The organism is Bacillus sp. I-2, assembly GCF_001974945.1.
Taxonomy (GTDB): domain Bacteria; phylum Bacillota; class Bacilli; order Bacillales; family Bacillaceae; genus Bacillus; species Bacillus safensis.
In genome coordinates this window covers 1-17213 of record NZ_LZRW01000005.1, presented here as the reverse complement: position 1 = coordinate 17213, position 17213 = coordinate 1, and the positions used below count along the sequence as shown (strand labels likewise).

Genomic DNA, 17213 nt, shown 5'->3' with positions numbered 1-17213 from the left:
AAGGGGAAATCCGAAATGAACTTAGTCTTAATGGGGCTTCCGGGTGCTGGTAAAGGCACTCAGGCAGAACGAATTGTTGATGATTATGGGATCCCTCATATCTCAACAGGAGATATGTTCCGCGCTGCTATGAAAGAGGAGACACAACTTGGGCTCGAAGCAAAATCCTTTATCGATAAAGGAGAGCTTGTTCCTGATGAGGTCACAATCGGTATTGTTAGAGAAAGACTTGGCAAAAATGATTGTGAACAAGGTTTTCTTCTGGACGGATTTCCGCGAACAGTCGCTCAGGCTGAAGCTTTAGAAGGAATTCTAAAGGACCTTGGCAGAACGATTGATTATGTCATTAATATTAAAGTCGATAAAGATGCTTTGATGGAGCGTCTGACTGGCCGAAGAATTTGCAAAAATTGCGGAGCAACATATCATTTAGTATTCAATCCACCTGCGAAAGAAAATGTTTGCGACAAGTGTGGAGGCGAGCTTTATCAACGTGCAGATGATAATGCAGAAACCGTTTCGACTAGACTTGAAGTAAACTTAAAGCAGACTGAGCCTTTACTGAACTTCTATTCAGAAAAAGGATATCTTGCAAACATTGATGGTGCGAAGCACATTAACGATGTATATGCAGATATCAAGGACCTGCTTGGAGGATTAAATAAATGATTATCTGTAAAACTCCTCGCGAGCTTGAGATTATGAGAGAAGCTGGACGTATTGTCGCACTGACTCATGAAGAGCTGAAGAAACACATAAAACCAGGTATTTCGACAAAAGAATTGGATCAAATTGCCGAACGTTTTATTACAAAGCAGGGTGCAATCCCATCTTTTAAAGGGTATAATGGTTTTCGCGGGAGCATTTGCGTTTCGGTGAATGAAGAACTCGTTCACGGTATTCCTGGTAAACGGGTTTTACGTGATGGTGACATCATTAGTATCGATATTGGCGCAAAGTTAAATGGCTATCATGGTGACTCTGCTTGGACTTATCCAGTTGGGGTAATCAGTGATGAAGACCGCAAACTACTGGAAGTCACAGAGGAATCTCTATATAAAGGCTTACAGGAAGCAAAGCCAGGCGAACGTCTGTCGAACATTTCCCATGCCATACAAACGTATGTTGAAAATGAAAATTTTTCAGTTGTTAGAGAATATGTTGGACATGGGGTCGGACAGGATCTTCATGAGGACCCTCAAATTCCTCATTATGGTCCGCCCAACAAAGGCCCGCGGCTAAAACCTGGAATGGTGTTGGCCATCGAACCGATGGTGAACGCAGGCAGCCGATATGTGAAAACATTGGCTGATAACTGGACGGTTGTAACGGTTGATGGGAAAAAGTGTGCTCATTTTGAGCATACGATTGCGATTACAGATACAGGTTTTGATATACTGACTAAGATTTAGGTCTTCACTGAAGCCTTTCAGGCCCAAATCGGGCAGGTTGTCTGTATAGTCCAAAGAAAGAACAAGATCAGTATACAGGTGTCATCGGCATGTTCGTTGGCTGCCATGTACTAATCGCAGACGGAGAAAAGCGTAAATTTCATTCTCCTAAGAAAAAATATCAATCATATAACCTTTTATGATTGCGTATCTCCGGAAGTTCAGAACAGTATATTCAAAACAGGTCGGGTGATAGATGAACAATTGAGAGATTCTCATTTGGACATTTGTCAGAGAGCAAGTTACTGATTTGAAGAAGGGAGAACACTTGAATGGCGAAAGACGATGTAATTGAAGTGGAAGGTACTGTAGCAGAAACTTTGCCAAACGCAATGTTCAAAGTTGAACTAGAGAATGGCCATACAGTTTTGGCTCATGTATCAGGAAAAATCCGTATGCACTTCATTCGCATTTTACCTGGAGACAAAGTTACGGTAGAATTATCTCCATATGACTTAACTCGTGGTAGAATTACGTACCGTTACAAATAAAGCAACTCCGGAAGAAGGAGGTTGGAAACACATGAAAGTGAGACCATCTGTTAAACCTATCTGTGAAAAATGTAAAGTGATTCGCAGAAAAGGAAAAGTAATGGTGATCTGTGAAAACCCAAAACATAAACAAAAACAAGGCTAATAACAAGGAGGTGCCCAAATCATGGCTCGTATTGCTGGTGTAGATATTCCACGTGATAAGCGTGTTGTCATTTCTTTAACATATGTTTTTGGAATTGGTCGTACGACTGCGCAACAAGTCCTTAAAGAAGCAGGTGTTTCTGAAGACACTCGCGTTCGCGATCTAACTGAAGACGAACTTGGTAAAATCCGTGATATCATTGACAAACTTAAAGTAGAAGGTGACCTTCGTCGTGAAGTTTCACTTAACATTAAGCGTCTAATTGAAATCGGAAGCTACCGCGGAATCCGTCATCGTAGAGGACTTCCTGTTCGTGGACAAAACACAAAAAACAACGCGCGTACTCGTAAAGGTCCGCGTCGTACTGTAGCTAACAAGAAAAAATAAGTAAAGGAGGTAGTTAAAGAATGGCTGCTGCTCGTAAACAAAATACGCGTAAACGTCGCGTGAAAAAGAATATTGAAGCTGGAATCGCTCATATCCGTTCCACTTTCAACAACACGATTGTAACGATTACTGATGTTCATGGAAACGCAATTTCTTGGTCAAGTGCTGGTGCATTAGGATTCAGAGGTTCTCGTAAATCTACTCCTTTCGCTGCACAAATGGCTGCTGAAACTGCTGCTAAAGGTTCTATCGAACACGGTCTTAAAACACTTGAAGTAACTGTTAAAGGTCCTGGTTCTGGTCGTGAAGCTGCAATTCGTGCGCTTCAAGCTGCAGGTCTTGAAGTTACTGCAATTAGAGACGTAACTCCAGTTCCTCATAACGGATGCCGTCCACCAAAACGTCGCCGCGTGTAATTTGTTTGTATAGATTTTGTGTCCCTGTCAATAATGGGTTATGATACAGTTATTTATGAGACGAATACACGACTCGTTGCCTGAGCACATACGGGACTAAACAATGAGGAATTTCGGATGGAATCTCATATGATTCTATTCGAGGTTTCGACGTTTTGAAGGAGGGTTTTATTAGATGATCGAAATTGAAAAACCAAAAATCGAAACGGTTGAAATCAGCGACGATGCCAAGTATGGCAAGTTTGTCGTAGAGCCACTTGAGCGTGGATATGGTACCACTTTAGGGAACTCCCTTCGTCGTATCCTTTTATCCTCACTTCCTGGTGCAGCTGTAACATCGATCCAGATAGATGGTGTCTTACACGAATTCTCAACGATCGAAGGCGTGGTTGAAGATGTTACAACGATTATCTTAAACATTAAAAAGCTTGCACTCAAAATCTACTCTGAAGAAGAGAAGACGCTTGAAATTGATGTACAAGATGAAGGTACTGTAACAGCTGCTGATATTACACACGACAGCGATATTGAAATCTTAAATCCAGATCTTCACATCGCAACTCTTGGCAAGAATGCGAGCTTCCGTGTTCGCTTAACTGCACAAAGAGGTCGCGGGTATAATCCTGCTGATGCAAACAAAAGAGACGATCAGCCAATCGGTGTGATTCCGATCGACTCAATCTATACACCTGTATCTCGTGTGACTTATCAAGTGGAGAACACCCGTGTTGGGCAAATCACAAACTATGATAAATTAACACTAGATGTATGGACTGATGGAAGCACAGGACCGAAAGAAGCGATCGCTCTAGGTTCTAAGATTTTAACTGAACACCTGAATATTTTCGTTGGGTTAACTGACGAAGCTCAGCATGCTGAAATCATGGTTGAGAAAGAAGAAGACCAAAAAGAAAAAGTGCTTGAAATGACAATTGAAGAGCTTGATCTTTCTGTTCGTTCTTACAACTGTTTGAAGCGTGCGGGTATTAACACTGTTCAAGAGCTTGCTAACAAGACAGAAGAGGATATGATGAAAGTTCGTAACCTTGGACGTAAATCTCTTGAAGAAGTGAAAGCGAAACTAGAAGAACTTGGACTGGGTCTTCGTAAAGACGATTGACTAGTTTCATTGTGAACTAGGATTTTCGTGTGTTTTTTATTCATACAGCATCTCTAATTAAGGAGGGGACATCACATGGCATACAGAAAGCTAGGACGCACTAGTGCACAACGTAAAGCAATGCTTCGTGACCTAACGACTGATTTGATCATCAACGAACGCATCGAAACAACTGAAACACGTGCGAAAGAACTTCGCTCTGTAGTTGAAAAAATGATCACTCTTGGCAAACGCGGAGATCTTCATGCTCGCCGTCAAGCTGCAGCTTACATTCGTAATGAAGTAGCTAACGCTGAAACAAACCAAGATGCACTTCAAAAATTATTCGCTGACGTTGCAACTCGCTACGAAGATCGCCAAGGTGGATACACTCGTATCATGAAGCTTGGACCTCGTCGCGGCGATGGCGCACCAATGGCTGTCATTGAATTAGTTTAATCACATATCGTGTATCTAAGAAAGGGCGGGACAGTTCATAACTGGATCTATGCCCTTTTTTAGGTACTACGGCTTTTTTAGGAATAAGCAAAGAAGAGGTTGAGCTGAGAGGAGGTCCGGTAGAGATGGGGAAGACATTAATTGACGTAAAAGACATTGTATTTCGTTATCACAAGGATGCGGACAAGCCCGCTTTAGATCAAGTGTCACTGCATGTGAATCAAAATGAATGGCTCGCCATTGTTGGTCATAACGGTTCAGGTAAATCCACACTTGCCCGTGTGCTGAATGGGCTCATTTTACCGGATGCTGGTACGGTCAAGGTTGGAGAGATTGAGCTCAAAGAAGAAAGTGTTTGGGATATTCGCAAAAAGGTAGGAATGGTCTTTCAAAACCCAGATAACCAATTTGTGGGCTCAACGGTTCGTGATGATGTGGCTTTTGGTTTAGAAAATAACGGGGTTGAGCGGGAATTGATGATAGAACGTGTAGATTGGGCTGTCAAACAGGTCAATATGCAGGAGTTTCTTGATCAAGAGCCGCACCATCTATCAGGCGGGCAGAAGCAGAGAGTCGCCATTGCAGGTGTGCTTGCCGCAAGCCCTGACATCATGATCTTGGATGAAGCAACATCAATGCTTGATCCGATTGGCCGTGAAGAAGTGTTAGAGACTGTTAGACTATTGAAGGAACAAGGAACGGTCACAGTCATTTCCATCACACATGATTTAGACGAGGCTGCCAAGGCAGACCGCGTCATTGTGATGAATGGCGGGAAGAAATTTGCCGAGGGAACGCCAGAGGAAGTATTTGAACTAGATGAACAGCTGGTTCAGATTGGACTTGATCTGCCATTCTCCTATCGATTGAGCAAGCAATTGAAGCAGCAAGGTGTGCCGCTTGCAAATGCCCATTTGACACAAGAAGGATTGGTGAAAGAGCTATGGACATTACGATCAAAGAATTAGAGCATCGTTATCAAATGAAAACGCCGTTTGAGCGTCTCGCTTTGTATGATGTCAATGCTTCCATCAAAGAGGGCAGCTATGTCGCTGTCATTGGTCATACGGGCTCTGGTAAGTCTACATTGCTGCAGCATTTAAATGGATTGCTCAAACCAACGAAGGGGAGCATTGCGCTTGGGGAGACAATTTTACAAGCCAATAAAAAGCAGAAGGATATGAAACCCCTCCGGAAAAAGGTAGGCATCGTGTTTCAGTTTCCTGAGCATCAGCTCTTTGAGGAAACCATCCTCAAGGATATCTGCTTTGGTCCAATGAACTTCGGTGTTCCTCAAGAGAAGGCAGAAGCGAAGGCGAAGGAGATGCTGAAACTGGTTGGTCTTCCTGAATCTCTATTATCTCGATCTCCCTTTGAACTAAGCGGCGGTCAAATGAGACGTGTGGCGATTGCAGGCGTTTTAGCGATGGAGCCAGAAGTGCTTGTGCTTGATGAGCCGACTGCTGGGCTGGATCCACGCGGGCGGAAGGAAATTATGGACATGTTCTATGACCTTCATCAAAAGGCAAACCTCACCACGATCCTGGTCACACACAGTATGGAGGATGCCGCTCATTATGCGGATCAAATGATTGTGATGCATAAAGGAACAGTGAAGGCGACAGGCACGCCGAGAGAGTTGTTTGCCAATCGTACAGACATGTCTTCGTTTGGTCTCGACCTCCCGGAAACGATTAAATTCCAGCAGACTGTAGAAGAAAAGCTTGGTATTACGTTTCCAAGGCCGCTTCTGACCATGGATGAAATGGCAGAAGCCTTAACAGCTCTTTATCAGGAGGACACGACATCATGATGGATAGTATGATTATCGGCAAATATGTGCCAGGCTCATCCTTTGTCCATCGTCTTGATCCAAGGACAAAGCTGTTATCAATTTTCTTTTTCGTCTTTATCGTCTTTTTTGCTAATAATTACATCACTTACGGGCTTTTAGGTGTCTTTACCATCCTTGTGGTGATGGTTTCTCAGGTGCCGCTATACTTTATTCTCAAGGGAATGAAGCCGATCCTATGGATTGTCCTGTTTACCTTTATTCTGCATATTTTCATGACAAAGGATGGCTCCTTGCTATTCCACTTGGGTTTTCTGAATATTTATGAAGAAGGTCTAAAGCAGGGAATCTTCATTTCACTCCGTTTTGTCTATCTCATTATGATGACGACACTTCTTACGTTAACCACAACGCCTATAGAAGTGACAGACGGGATGGAGAAGCTGCTGCACCCGTTCCGTAAAATCAAACTGCCTGTTCATGAACTTGCTCTCATGATGTCCATCTCTCTTCGGTTTATTCCGACGTTATTAGAAGAGACAGACAAAATCATGAAGGCACAAATGGCACGAGGCGTTGATTTTACAAGCGGACCTTTAAAGGATCGCCTGAAAGCTATCGTTCCTTTGCTTGTTCCGCTTTTCGTCAGTGCGTTTAAGCGTGCAGAGGAACTGGCGACCGCGATGGAAGCGAGAGGCTACCGCGGGGGAGAAGGACGGACGAAATATCGTCAGCTTGTCTGGGGCATGAAGGACACGTTCACGCTGCTTCTATTCATCCTGTTAACAGCACTCCTTGTGCTGCTTAGAAATTAGGTGATTCCTAGATGAAGGTCAAATGTACCGTATCCTACGATGGGACACATTTTAAAGGCTATCAGGTGCAGCCAGGGCAGCGAACCGTTCAGACGGAGATAGAGTCTGCCCTTGCAAGAATGCATAAACAGGATGAACTGATTCCGATTGTGGCTTCCGGCCGGACGGACAGTGGTGTCCATGCAAAGGGACAGGTCATCCATTTTGAGACCCCGCTTTCGATCCCGATGGAGAGATGGCCTTTTGCCCTCAACAGCATGCTGCCGGATGATATCCGTGTTCTAAAGGCTGAGGAGGTCGATGATTCGTTTCATGCCAGATTTGGTGTTGTTTCGAAGGAGTACCGTTATAAGGTCTCAACGGAAACACACCAAAATGTATTCACGAGACAGTATGCCTGCCACTATCCTTACCGGCTGGATATCGATAAAATGAGAGAAGCCGCTGAGCACCTGGTTGGGACACATGACTTTACAAGCTTTTGTGCGGCCAATACAGAGGTTCAGGACAAGGTGAGGGTTATTTATGCCCTCGAGTGGAAAAACGTCTCAGACGGGCTTGAAATGCGTGTGAGAGGGAATGGTTTTTTATACAACATGGTGCGGATTATCGCTGGAACATTGCTTGAAATCGGTTCTGGTAAATTTCACCCTGAGGAGATAAAAGCCATGCTTGCCGCCCGAAATCGCGAAGCGGCAGGCAAGACTGCGCCTAGTCACGGACTGTATTTATGGGAAGTTTTCTATGACAACTAAACCAGGTGTAACATGTTCTTGACACAGGAAGCAGAAAGTTATAAGATATCATATGGTATGTATTTCAACCCCACAAATAAGCCCCGGAAGACTTATCTGTGTTTTGAAATAGAACGTAGCATTTGATTCAAGGAAAATTCATTGATTTATTTAGGAGGGAAACTCATGCGTACAACACCAATGGCGAACGCAAGCACAATTGAGCGCAAATGGCTAGTTGTTGATGCGGCAGGCAAGACTCTAGGTCGTCTTTCTACTGAAGTAGCATCACTTTTGCGCGGTAAGCACAAACCAACTTATACACCACACGTTGATACAGGTGATCATGTGATCATCATCAATGCTGAGAAAATCGAATTAACTGGTAAGAAATTGACGGACAAAATTTACTACCGTCACACGATGCACCCAGGTGGTTTGAAACAAAGAACTGCTCTTGAGATGCGTACAAACTACCCTGAAAAAATGTTGGAGCTTGCTATCAAAGGTATGCTTCCAAAGGGTCCACTAGGTCGTCAAATGTTCAAAAAATTAAATGTGTACCGTGGTTCTGAGCATCCACATCAAGCACAACAACCTGAAGTTTACGAACTTCGCGGTTAATTATAAGGGAGGTTAACAATTTGGCACAGGTTCAATATTACGGTACAGGTCGTCGTAAAAGTTCTGTAGCGCGCGTTCGCTTAGTTCCAGGTGAAGGCCGTATCGTCGTTAATAATCGTGAAATTACTGAATACATTCCATTCGCTGCTTTAATCGAAGACGTGAAACAGCCTTTGAACATCACAGAAACAGCTAACAGCTACGATGTTCTTGTAAATGTTCACGGTGGTGGATTCTCTGGTCAAGCTGGAGCAATTCGTCACGGTATCTCTCGTGCTCTTCTAGAAGTAGATCCTGAGTACCGTACATCACTTAAACGTGCTGGACTTCTTACTCGTGACCCTCGTATGAAAGAGCGTAAGAAATACGGTCTTAAAGGCGCACGTAGAGCTCCTCAGTTCTCAAAACGTTAATCAATTTTATATTGTATGGACGTTTTACAAAGGTTTGTTACAGACAAACCATATAAGAAAAGCATCAGCATCCTGCTGGTGCTTTTTTATTTGTGTTTTTTTCTGTATGGAAACATATAAAATAGGATCATAGCAAGGTTTCTGTTTTTAAAAAAAGTCTATGGGGGTGTCATATGAATCTAACAACAGAAAGGTGTATCGTTCGATCATTTGCTGAGGGTGATTGGCGGGATGTCTATGCATATACATCTGATCCGGCAGTGATGAAGTATATTCCGGAAGGTGTTTTTTCTAAAGAAGATGCGAAGGATTTTGTCAAAAATAATAGTCTTAAAACAGCCAAGAATTTTGCTGTTCTATTAAAAGAAGATCAGATTTGCATCGGGCATATTGTGTTTCATTCTTACTTTGGTGAGCACACATATGAGATTGGCTGGGTTTTCAATCCTGCCTATCAAAACAAGGACTATGCATCAGAAGCGGCGTATGCTGTCTTACATCATGGTTTTCACACTCTGAACTTACATCGAATCATTGCGACTTGTCAGCCTGAAAATGTGCCCTCGTGGAGAGTAATGGAGAAAATGGGGATGAGGAGAGAGGGATATTTTAAAAAATGTATACCACAAGGAAATGAGTGGTGGGATGAGTTTTACTATGCCATCTTACAAGAGGAATGGTTCGTGAAGAGGGCTTGATCAGTTTTCATGATATGAAGTAATTCGCCATTTCAAATATCACTCCGCTTTCGATGTTGATATAATCAGGTCAAATAAGCAGAAGAGGGAGGATCTTTGATGCACATTTTCTTATCATTGATTTTCCAAGGATACACACTGCCGGCTAGTTATGTGGTTAAAAAAAGCAGCTGATCAAATCTTATAGAAGAACAGTCTCAATTGGTATTTTGGTAAGTGAAGATAGTTTTCGTCCATCCTAGGAGGTGCTTTCATTGAATTTAAATCAATTGACATGTAGAGAAGCTGGGCAAGAAGACCTCGACAAAATCATTTTCATGCTTTCAGATGATAAGTTAGGTCAAAAGAGAGAGCGTTACACTCGCCCGTTATTAGAAAGCTATATTAAAGCCTTTCATTCAATCGATGCTGATCCAAATATTGAACTCATTGTTGCGTGTGACCAGGAAGAAGCAGTTGGTGTTCTTCAGTTAACCATGACGCCATTTCTTACACATCAAGGAGGATGGAGAGCATCCATCGAAGGAGTTCGTACGGCTTCGACTCATAGAGGAAAAGGAGTCGGTTCGCTGCTTATAAAGTGGGCCATTCAACGCGCCAGCGACCGCGGATGTCATATGGTCCAGCTGACAACAGACAAACAGAGGCCAGAAGCACGCCATTTTTATGAGAAATTAGGGTTTGAAGCCACTCATGAAGGAATGAAGCTGCATTTGCCCCATGAATAAGGACATCAAGAAGCGGAGGATTCACGAACCTCTGCCTTTTTTATGCCTTTATTTGAAATATTTGTTATATTAAACATGTAAAACCTCTGTTATTTGGAAAGGAGAAACATGTTACTCAAAATCGGTCTAGTTGTTATAGGTGTGGTCGTACTTTACGTGGGGGTTCAAGTCTTGTTGTATAAAAGAGATATGAAAAAAACGAAGGAAGATCTTTTGACATTTGTCGCAAAAAACAAAAAGGACGTATCAGTGACAATCATTGAAAATGATGATGTGGTGTTAGAGTGGAATGCTGATCAAAAAACGCCACTTGCAAGTACGGTGAAATTAGTGGTTTTATTTCATTTTGTTAAAGCTGTATCGAGCGGCGGCATCAAGCTAGAGGAAAAAGTGGCATTGTCTGATATAGAGCGGTTTTATATTGATAGAACAGACGGTGGTGCGCACGCGTACTGGCTGGAGGTCAATGATTTTTCTGAGCATGCGTCTTTATTAGATGTTGCCAAAGGGATGATGCAATTCAGTTCGAATGCTTGTACGGATTATTTGATTGACCGACTGGGCTTAGAAAAGATCAATGACCAGATGAAACAAGCAGGTCTTACAGAACATGATGAACTCATGGCACTGACGCCAGTGATTTTGTGGTCCGCTTATGTATCTGATCGTCGGCGGGATGCATTCAAGAAAATGAGCGGTGTATCCGAAGAACAATACAAATCTCTAATGAATGAGATTTTTAATATCATGAAAAATGACCCAGAGCATAAAAAGGCGTTAGAAGAAAAAATGAAAAAAAAGAACTTATTAGGCTGGCGTATACAATCATTACTGACGCAAAAGTTGACAAAGTCTACAACCAATCAATATGCACATTTTATGAAACGTCTCCAGGATGAGCTGTTAATAACAGAAGAAAAGAGTCTTTTTAGCCAAATTGTGCTGGGAGAAACATTCAAGACGGAAAAAGATCAATATATTTGGTATAAAGGCGGAGCGACGTTGTTTGTTTTCACAGCTGCTTTATATCGAAAAACGGATATCTCTTCTATATCCATTTCACTTTTTATCAATGATCCTAAAGCGAACAATTCTCACTGGATTGAGGGAGTATTCAACGAATTTATGCTTACTTCAGCAGTGGATCAAAACTTTCGCCAACGATTGATTCAGGCTTTTACTACATAAACACCAAAAAACAGAGGGAAACATCCCTCTGTTTTATTATTTCTGCATTGGATACGTTTTGTATACATCTTGGCGTTTCTTTTTTGACTTCACAACTCCATCCACCAGTTCCTTTTGCCAAAGCGCTGTATCGTCTTTGTACTTTTTAAAAGGGTGAGGGAGCTCTTTTTCTAGCTGTTTTCTTTTAAACGTGACGGACGGCTCGTCTTTAGAGCTCATGTTAAGTGTCACTTGCTCTACGTTATCGACCAGAATAAAAAGTGCGATGGCGTTGTATAAATACGTTTTTTCGATCGTATCCTTTTGATCAAACCAGAAGGCGTCAAACTGTTCTTCTGTATAGCCGGCATTTTCTTTTATCCCATACGTGACGTCTAATGCTTTCCCATCGATGATTTCAAATTCACGAATGACGCCTCCAGGAAGATCTGATAAGATTTCACGAATGGCTGAATTGTCACCGAGATACGTATTTTTGTGTGTTGAAAGTTGTTTTAAGGATATGTCTTCTATTCCTTTTATATCGCTCTTTTTCTCTGTGGCTTGACTGCTGCATGCAGATAAGACGACTGTTAATAGCAGCAGAATATACATCCATTTCTTCATTGATTTTGCCCCTTTATTGTTCTTTCTATATGTAAATGTTTATTTTATCACAATTTTCCATTCCGATCGTTCACAGGCCGTCATTTCCATTTACTGAACTGCATGTTTTGTTCAAACCAACGAACAATACAAAGAAAAAAGGAGTTCAGTCCATGGCAGAAGTGCTTTCATTTTATCAACTGAAAACAAAACGAGATGTCACGCTTGAAAAGAAGCTTTTGCGTACATTGTCTCTTCAACAAGTAACGGCTGCTTCCGAGAAATTCACAAAGAAGCTGTTTCCATTTGCAGATGATCCAGCGGGTATTATGAGTGATGGCTGCATCGATTTCGCCATTGAAGCTTTCTTAGCTGGCGGGAGATACGGTGAGTCGAGTAAATACGGCGAATCATTCGACGATATCAAAAAGCGGTCCTTCCAGGAGGAAGCTGAGCTGATTGAAGAGCTGGCAGGATGCTTGCAATCATGGGGGAATATGTTCCGTATGGAGCGGAAGATGTCATGTTTATATCCATTTGCGAAGGATTTTTTAAGCATGTGGTGGCAGGAAGGCTTTCGTGAATCAGAAAAAAGACACAAGCTTCGGCTGCACTAAGCATATTTCCAGCCCTTGTCCCATATCTATAAAATAATGGTGTATGGGAGGGACAGGGATGAAAAGAAAGCTGAAGTGGACAGGGTTTTTAATTGGGTTTATTGTCCTCTTATTCTTATTCAGGTTTCAATTTCTAAATGATGATTCATGGAAATCGTGGAATTTGCCTCTAAGCGGGAAGATCATCTATTTAGATCCGGGTCACGGCGGTCCAGATGGCGGGGCTGTAGGAGGAGAGCTGCTTGAGAAAGAGATTGCACTGGATGTATCCATGAAGATACGTGACTATTTGCAGGAGCAGGGAGCACTTGTTCTCATGACCCGAGAGGATGATTCTGATTTATCATCAAAGAATACAAAGGGTTATGCCCGGAAGAAAGCGGAGGATTTAAGGAACCGCGTCAAAGTCATCAATGAATCTGAAGCGGATCTCTATTTAAGCATTCATTTAAATGCGATACCATCAAACAAATGGAGCGGGGCTCAGACGTTTTTTTACGGAAAGTATGAAGAAAATGAAAAGGCAGCCAAGTTCATTCAAGATGAATTGCGCAGGAATCTTGAAAACACAGATCGAAAGGCGAAGCGGATTAATGGCATTTATTTAATGCAAAATGTCACAAAGCCAGGAGCTCTTGTGGAAATTGGATTTCTCTCCAACCCGAAAGAGGCTGGACAGCTGGCAACACCTAAATATCAGGATCAAATTGCTGCCTCTATTTATAAAGGGATTTTAAGATATTTAACAGAGCAAAAAGAGCCGCCTGAATAAGGGGCTTTTTCCTTTTGATCGCAGGCAAACAGGACAGACATTGTAAGGATATGTATGATATACTTGGATTGTAAACGAATTCAATAAAGGGTGAGGTTCTGCTATGATCGGACAAGATGATGTGAGAAAACTAGTTGGGAAGATGGACGAACCTTTCCTTCATATACCGCTTGGTGAGCTGGATGCCATCAAGGAAATCAGCCTAAAGCCTGAGAAAGAGCATGTGAGCCTGAAGGTGGCTATTGCCAAAACAGGCACTGCTGAGCAGATGAAGCTGCAGCAAGACATCGTACAAGCCTTGAAAGCAGCAGGCGCTAACACAGTAGGACTTCGTTTTGAGGAACTGCCTCAGGAAACACTTGAAAAGTTTATGCCATCACAAGATGAGGAAGAAACCCTGCTTAACTCTAAAAATCCGCCTGAGTTCTTAGCGATTGCGAGTGGAAAGGGCGGCGTTGGTAAATCGACGGTTTCTGTTAACCTTGCTGTAGCGCTCGCTCGTCTAGGGAAAAAAGTCGGGCTGATTGATGCTGATATTTATGGCTTTAGTGTACCGGATATGATGGGAATCACTGTCAGACCAACAGTTAAAGGGGAAAAAATTATTCCTGTGGAGCGCTTTGGTGTCAAAGTGATTTCAATGGGCTTTTTTGTTGAAGAAAATGCACCGGTTATTTGGAGAGGACCGATGCTTGGAAAAATGTTAAATAACTTCTTCCACGAAGTTGAGTGGGGAGAATTAGATTACTTACTATTAGACCTTCCGCCTGGAACGGGAGATGTAGCGCTTGATATTCATACAATGCTGCCTAGCTGTAAAGAAATCATTGTCACTACACCGCATCCAACGGCTGCCTTCGTTGCAGCAAGAGCAGGCGCAATGGCACTGCAAACAGATCATGAAGTGCTCGGGGTCGTTGAGAATATGAGCTATTATGAAAGCAAAAAAACAGGTGAAAAGGAATACGTTTTTGGAAAAGGCGGCGGGGAAAAGCTGGCTGAAGAGCTGCGTGTATCAGTCCTTGGCCAAATTCCTTTAAGACAGCCTGATTGGAATGAGGATGATTTCGCGCCTTCTGTCTATGATGCAAGTCATCCGACAGGAGAAGTGTATCAACACATTGCGAATAAAGTCATTGAACAATTAGCAGTGAAAGCATAATGAAAGCCCGAGTGGATGAACGCCACTCGGGTGATGTTTAACTGTCGCTTCCTTGCGAGCCGGAATCACTGCCGCTCTCAGATGCTGCCTTTTTGAGCTCATCTTCGAATTTCTTCTTATAAAGAGGGCTGCTTAATGTTTCCGTAATGACTTTTTCTAAGTGCTTTCTAAACTCTTTGCTTTTTACAAGTTCACCGTATTTTTTTTCCATCTCAGGATCCTTGAGAATATCCATCATCAGCTGTTGATAGTCAGGATCCTTCATTAACTGTTTTAACATTCTTTCATGCTGTTGCTGCATGGATTTTGCGAAAGTCTCGGCAAATTTAGAATCCTCAAAGACCTTCTTCCAGAACTCTTTGCCTTTATCAGAAGTCAGTGTTTTCTCTATCGTTTTTTTCACAGTTTGTTCATCCATTACCAAAGCTTCATTCATTGCCTCGTCATTTAATAACTGTTGAATGGCCTTTTTACCGTCATCTGTCTTTAATATATCGACGACCATTTTTTTTGTTTCGTCATAGTCCATATTAGATGAGGATTGGGTTTTGGGAGCACAAGCTGTTAGAGATAAAAGAAGAAAACAGCTCATTATACGCAAGATGCCTTTTGACATACTGTGGCTCCTTTCGTTACATGTCTTACTTTTAATATGAATGTTTCACGTAAATTTATACATAACAAAAATAGGGGTTGGATCAATTCAATGAAAAGTCGGGATTTAGTTCGTTTTTTCTTCTCTGTGCTAGCTGTTGGAGCGGTCATTACAAGCGTGGTAGGCTTTGCGCTGGAGTGGGGGAAATATCAGAAGCTTTTTATATCGTTTGAAATTCTAGAGATCGCATCTGTGTTGTTTTGGTTCATTGGTGTAGGAATGATTTTTAGTGTCATTAGTCAGATGGGGTTTGTTGTCTTCTTGACGGTGCACCGGTTTGCGTTAGAGATTTTCCGGTCACATTCTTTGTGGAATACCATTCAGCTGTTTCTTGTGATTTTTGTGCTGTTTGATTTAGCTTACTTGCGATTTTTGTTTTTCGGAGAAAATGAATCATTTCTTCCATACTTGTGGCTGCCTATATTTATTGGTGTGTTTGCATTGATCGTGGCTTACTTTAAACAGCAGCAGTCCTCTAAGAAAACATTTATTTCCGCAATGTTTCTCATGGTCGTCATCACATCGTTAGAATGGTTCCCGGCGCTCAGAGTCAATGAAGAGGACTGGCTGTATTTAATGCTGTTCCCGCTATTAGGCTGTAATGCGTTTCAGCTGTTAGCGATGCCGCGGTTTTCAAAAGCGAAAGCTACTTAACTTCTGATGACTTTGTTTTCGTATTGGAGATCAGTTCGCCAACCGTCACATTTTTTAAATGTTTTTCTTTTATTTGTTTCAAAATAGCGGGTAAGGCTTGAGCGGTTTGGGTTGCTGAATCTGAGGCGTGAAGGAGAACAATGTCCCCGCTTTTCATTCGATCATTTACATTCTGAACAATCTGGTCGACACCCGGATTCAGCCAATCCTGTGAATTGATACTGTAATGAACAACGGTATAACCGTACTGTGTGGCAATTTTTAGTGCTGTTTCGTTAAACTGTCCAGTTGGCGGTCTTAATAGTTGAATGTCATCTAGTCCAAGCTTTTGAAATGTATTTTGTGCACGGACAAGATCTTGCTTGATTTCACTATCTTCAAGCTGGCTATAATTTTTATAAGCATAGCCGAGGCTTCCGATCTGGTGGCCGTCCTCCCTAATTTGTTTCACGATATCAGGATGACGCTCAGCCCAAGAAGCAGACAGAAAGAAGGTGGCGTTCTTTATACCGTACTCTCGAAGGACATTTAAAATAGGAACAGCCTTCTCATCCCCCCAGCCAATATTAAAAGTGAGAGAGACATGTTTTGATGAAGTCTCGCCTTTATAAATGGCTCGGGGTCCATGTTCAGTTTTAAATACCGACAGCGGCGGTGCCTTTTGTACATAAAAAAAGGTTGCAGCTGCAAGGGCTGCTACAAGAATAATGACAACTTGCTTCAGCCGTTTAATAGGCAACACATATAATCGACTCAATTCAAACACTCCTGCCTTGTCCAAGATTGTTACTTGATTGTATGCAGGGCAAGGGTTTAAGATGCTTAATAAAACTATTTCAAAAAAAGTTTTGAAAAGGCGTTGACCGAAAGAAAGTTTTCGTGATATATTATTAATCGTCGCTGACACACAGTGACAAACACAAAACGCTTCGGGAAATAAACTTGAAAAAAGTTGTTGACATAAGATGAAGCGAAATGTTATATTATTAAAGCCGCTAAGAACGGCGGAGATGATCTTTGAAAACTAAACAAGACAAAACGTACCTGTTAATTCGAGTTTTTATAAAAAATCCTATGATACTTCATAGGTAGTCAGTCAAACTGGCGAAAAGCAAAACTTCGGTTTTGTACTTTTTCGGAGAGTTTGATCCTGGCTCAGGACGAACGCTGGCGGCGTGCCTAATACATGCAAGTCGAGCGGACAGAAGGGAGCTTGCTCCCGGATGTTAGCGGCGGACGGGTGAGTAACACGTGGGTAACCTGCCTGTAAGACTGGGATAACTCCGGGAAACCGGAGCTAATACCGGATAGTTCCTTGAACCGCATGG

Annotated in this window: 24 protein-coding genes, 1 rRNA gene and 1 pseudogene; 23 read left to right on the top strand and 3 right to left on the bottom strand. The window is 42.2% G+C overall.

Features of this window, described 5'->3' with window-relative positions:
• Positions 1-15: 15 nt before the first annotated feature.
• The 18 genes and pseudogenes from BAE31_RS02185 to BAE31_RS02100 all read left to right on the top strand — a co-directional run bounded on the left by BAE31_RS02185 (position 16) and on the right by BAE31_RS02100 (position 11440).
• Positions 16-669 (top strand): adenylate kinase, encoded by a 654-nt coding sequence (locus tag BAE31_RS02185; RefSeq protein ID WP_076839358.1) that lies wholly within the window; start codon positions 16-18, stop codon positions 667-669.
• Positions 666-1412 (top strand): type I methionyl aminopeptidase, encoded by a 747-nt coding sequence (gene map / locus BAE31_RS02180; RefSeq protein ID WP_003217210.1) that lies wholly within the window; start codon positions 666-668, stop codon positions 1410-1412. Before BAE31_RS02185 ends, map begins: the two co-directional genes overlap by 4 nt.
• 27 nt (positions 1413-1439) lie before the next feature.
• Positions 1440-1746, top strand: a pseudogene (locus BAE31_RS19870) (KOW domain-containing RNA-binding protein).
• Positions 1724-1942 carry a translation initiation factor IF-1 gene (gene infA, locus BAE31_RS02170; protein ID WP_003217190.1) on the top strand — a complete coding sequence of 73 codons (219 nt, stop codon included), beginning with the start codon at positions 1724-1726 and terminating at the stop codon, positions 1940-1942. The pseudogene BAE31_RS19870 and the gene infA overlap by 23 nt, the downstream one beginning before the upstream one ends.
• A 31-nt stretch (positions 1943-1973) precedes the next feature.
• Positions 1974-2087 (top strand): 50S ribosomal protein L36, encoded by a 114-nt coding sequence (gene rpmJ, locus BAE31_RS02165; protein WP_003156543.1) that lies wholly within the window; start codon positions 1974-1976, stop codon positions 2085-2087.
• A 21-nt stretch (positions 2088-2108) separates the two neighbouring features.
• Positions 2109-2474, top strand: coding sequence for a 30S ribosomal protein S13 (gene rpsM / locus BAE31_RS02160; protein WP_003217023.1), 366 nt, complete (start codon positions 2109-2111; stop codon positions 2472-2474).
• Positions 2475-2494: 20 nt separating this feature from the next.
• On the top strand, positions 2495-2890 hold the full coding sequence (gene rpsK / locus BAE31_RS02155; protein ID WP_003217231.1) for a 30S ribosomal protein S11: 396 nt from the start codon (positions 2495-2497) through the stop codon (positions 2888-2890).
• 175 nt (positions 2891-3065) lie between these two features.
• Positions 3066-4010, top strand: coding sequence for a DNA-directed RNA polymerase subunit alpha (locus tag BAE31_RS02150; RefSeq protein ID WP_003217009.1), 945 nt, complete (start codon positions 3066-3068; stop codon positions 4008-4010).
• A gap of 75 nt (positions 4011-4085) precedes the next feature.
• Positions 4086-4448, top strand: a complete 363-nt coding sequence (rplQ, locus tag BAE31_RS02145) for a 50S ribosomal protein L17 (protein WP_003216944.1) — start codon at positions 4086-4088, stop codon at positions 4446-4448.
• 125 nt (positions 4449-4573) lie between these two features.
• Positions 4574-5416 (top strand): energy-coupling factor ABC transporter ATP-binding protein, encoded by an 843-nt coding sequence (locus BAE31_RS02140; protein WP_008356549.1) that lies wholly within the window; start codon positions 4574-4576, stop codon positions 5414-5416.
• Entirely contained in the window at positions 5392-6261 is an 870-nt protein-coding gene (locus BAE31_RS02135) for an energy-coupling factor ABC transporter ATP-binding protein (RefSeq protein WP_024425606.1), read from the top strand. The genes BAE31_RS02140 and BAE31_RS02135 overlap by 25 nt, the downstream gene beginning before the upstream one ends.
• Positions 6258-7055, top strand: coding sequence for an energy-coupling factor transporter transmembrane component T family protein (locus tag BAE31_RS02130; RefSeq protein ID WP_041105669.1), 798 nt, complete (start codon positions 6258-6260; stop codon positions 7053-7055). The genes BAE31_RS02135 and BAE31_RS02130 overlap by 4 nt, the downstream gene beginning before the upstream one ends.
• 11 nt (positions 7056-7066) lie before the next feature.
• Positions 7067-7810 carry a tRNA pseudouridine(38-40) synthase TruA gene (gene truA, locus BAE31_RS02125; RefSeq protein ID WP_041105676.1) on the top strand — a complete coding sequence of 248 codons (744 nt, stop codon included), beginning with the start codon at positions 7067-7069 and terminating at the stop codon, positions 7808-7810.
• A gap of 165 nt (positions 7811-7975) precedes the next feature.
• Complete coding sequence (gene rplM / locus BAE31_RS02120) at positions 7976-8413, top strand: 50S ribosomal protein L13 (protein WP_003217042.1); 438 nt, start codon at positions 7976-7978, stop codon at positions 8411-8413.
• 20 nt (positions 8414-8433) lie between these two features.
• Positions 8434-8826 (top strand): 30S ribosomal protein S9, encoded by a 393-nt coding sequence (rpsI, locus tag BAE31_RS02115; protein WP_039175996.1) that lies wholly within the window; start codon positions 8434-8436, stop codon positions 8824-8826.
• Positions 8827-8999: 173 nt separating this feature from the next.
• Positions 9000-9524, top strand: coding sequence for a GNAT family N-acetyltransferase (locus BAE31_RS02110; protein WP_076839356.1), 525 nt, complete (start codon positions 9000-9002; stop codon positions 9522-9524).
• A gap of 254 nt (positions 9525-9778) precedes the next feature.
• On the top strand, positions 9779-10252 hold the full coding sequence (locus BAE31_RS02105) for a GNAT family N-acetyltransferase (RefSeq protein WP_326350074.1): 474 nt from the start codon (positions 9779-9781) through the stop codon (positions 10250-10252).
• Positions 10253-10360: 108 nt separating this feature from the next.
• Positions 10361-11440 (top strand): serine hydrolase, encoded by a 1080-nt coding sequence (locus BAE31_RS02100; protein ID WP_241770444.1) that lies wholly within the window; start codon positions 10361-10363, stop codon positions 11438-11440.
• Between the two features lie 36 nt (positions 11441-11476).
• Here the strand turns inward: BAE31_RS02100 and BAE31_RS02095 are convergent, their stop codons facing one another.
• Positions 11477-12046 carry a DUF4825 domain-containing protein gene (locus tag BAE31_RS02095; RefSeq protein WP_041105682.1) on the bottom strand — a complete coding sequence of 190 codons (570 nt, stop codon included), beginning with the start codon at positions 12044-12046 and terminating at the stop codon, positions 11477-11479.
• A 152-nt stretch (positions 12047-12198) separates the two neighbouring features.
• On the opposite strand from BAE31_RS02095, the gene BAE31_RS02090 reads away from it, so the two are divergent.
• From BAE31_RS02090 to BAE31_RS02080, 3 genes are all read left to right on the top strand, one after another.
• Positions 12199-12642, top strand: a complete 444-nt coding sequence (locus BAE31_RS02090) for a DUF2521 family protein (RefSeq protein WP_034283869.1) — start codon at positions 12199-12201, stop codon at positions 12640-12642.
• 58 nt (positions 12643-12700) lie between these two features.
• Positions 12701-13414 (top strand): N-acetylmuramoyl-L-alanine amidase CwlD, encoded by a 714-nt coding sequence (cwlD, locus tag BAE31_RS02085; protein ID WP_024425615.1) that lies wholly within the window; start codon positions 12701-12703, stop codon positions 13412-13414.
• Between the two features lie 103 nt (positions 13415-13517).
• Positions 13518-14576: an Mrp/NBP35 family ATP-binding protein gene (locus BAE31_RS02080; RefSeq protein WP_041105688.1), complete on the top strand. Its 1059-nt coding sequence runs from the start codon at positions 13518-13520 to the stop codon at positions 14574-14576.
• Positions 14577-14613: 37 nt separating this feature from the next.
• Here the strand turns inward: BAE31_RS02080 and gerD are convergent, their stop codons facing one another.
• Complete coding sequence (gerD, locus tag BAE31_RS02075) at positions 14614-15192, bottom strand: spore germination lipoprotein GerD (RefSeq protein ID WP_041105690.1); 579 nt, start codon at positions 15190-15192, stop codon at positions 14614-14616.
• Positions 15193-15282: 90 nt separating this feature from the next.
• On the opposite strand from gerD, the gene BAE31_RS02070 reads away from it, so the two are divergent.
• Positions 15283-15885: a KinB-signaling pathway activation protein gene (locus tag BAE31_RS02070; RefSeq protein WP_041105692.1), complete on the top strand. Its 603-nt coding sequence runs from the start codon at positions 15283-15285 to the stop codon at positions 15883-15885.
• Here the strand turns inward: BAE31_RS02070 and pdaB are convergent.
• The gene (gene pdaB, locus BAE31_RS02065) at positions 15878-16642 is read right to left on the bottom strand and encodes a polysaccharide deacetylase family sporulation protein PdaB (RefSeq protein ID WP_024425619.1); all 765 of its coding nucleotides are present in this window, start codon (positions 16640-16642) and stop codon (positions 15878-15880) included. The two genes, BAE31_RS02070 and pdaB, sit on opposite strands and share 8 nt — an antisense overlap.
• A 375-nt stretch (positions 16643-17017) precedes the next feature.
• On the opposite strand from pdaB, the gene BAE31_RS02060 reads away from it, so the two are divergent.
• Positions 17018-17213: ribosomal RNA gene (locus BAE31_RS02060) — 16S ribosomal RNA — on the top strand; the annotation flags it as partial.